2 protein-coding genes are annotated in these 1,164 nt (G+C 26.6%); one reads left to right on the top strand and one right to left on the bottom strand.

Annotated elements, in window-relative coordinates; genetic code table 11:
* Positions 1-553 (top strand): restriction endonuclease subunit S (locus tag SCA31_RS22395; protein ID WP_410699265.1); only part of this gene is annotated, 553 nt, incomplete at its 5' end.
* On the opposite strand, the gene SCA31_RS22390 is transcribed toward SCA31_RS22395, so the two are convergent.
* On the bottom strand, positions 546-1,164 hold a 619-nt coding region (locus SCA31_RS22390), incomplete at its 5' end, for a restriction endonuclease subunit S (RefSeq protein ID WP_410699264.1). The two genes, SCA31_RS22395 and SCA31_RS22390, sit on opposite strands and share 8 nt — an antisense overlap.

The raw sequence follows: 1,164 nt of genomic DNA, 5'->3' as shown, positions 1-1,164 counted from the left end.
GAATACGCTTCGATATCAATTATTTGAACAAATAACTACCGAAATAACTGAATTTATAGAAATTAGGGATATTCTGAACTATGAACAACCTAATAAATATTTGGTGACTGACACAGATTATTCTTCTGATGATTCTTTAATTCCTGTTCTTACAGCAAATAAAGCTTTCATATTAGGATATACTAAAGAAAATTTTGGTATTTATGACAAAGGTGAATGTATCATATTTGATGATTTTACAATGGATATAAAATTTGTTGATTTTCGATTTAAAGTAAAATCTTCTGCCATTAAAATTTTAACTGATAAAACTGATGTTAATTTGAAATTTATGTTTGAATATTTATCATTTTTAGGGTTGTCATCTAATGATCACAAAAGGCATTATATTTCTGAAATAGAGCGAATGAAAATTCCATTGCCCGATTTTAATAAACAGAGTCAAATTGTTAATACATTGTCAGGCATTGATAAAAAAATAAAAAATGAATTTGAGATTTATAAATTATTACTTGAACAAAAACAATATTTGCTTGCTAATTTATTTATATAAATAGATTAACAAGTAAATATTGTTTTTGCTTTTCTAGCTTATTTATAAAATTGTTTTCAATATCAATCTTTATGTCAATAGACGAAAGAAAATGGGAGATTTTGGTTTGTTCTTGTAGAGAAGGAGTTGATATTTTAAATTTTGAAAATTCGGTTTTGTTAATAATGGGCATTGTAGATGAACTCTGTGTAGATTTTATAAATTCTGAAATGTTTGATAAAGCATAAAACACGAATTCATTATTAAACTCAGGTTTGGGAATAATGGAATTAATTTGTTGATTTGTTACACAAGATTTCATTGATAAACTCATTTTGCCAATAGAAGCTATACAAGTGTACATTATACTCTTAGGTGGTAATATTCTTAACTTATTAGTCCTTTTAATTGTCCGCTCAGTAGAATACTGGTACTTACTTTCTGTAATATCAGTTGGTGTAACAAATTGTATATCCCCATTCCACAAGTTTAAGTCATTTGTACTTGGTGTTTTTCCTGTAATTATTTCTCCAATATTACCAAGTGCTATACTGTGCCATTCAGGATAACGATTGCCTTCTTCATCATTAAAATTTAACTCACAAGAAAATATTTTCTTACTAAGCGTATTC

The sequence above is a fragment of the Chryseobacterium sp. SIMBA_028 genome (assembly GCF_046535285.1).
Classification (GTDB): Bacteria; Bacteroidota; Bacteroidia; order Flavobacteriales; family Weeksellaceae; genus Chryseobacterium.
The sequence above is the reverse complement of the archived record's forward strand: the minus strand, read 5'-3'. Positions and strand labels throughout refer to the sequence as shown.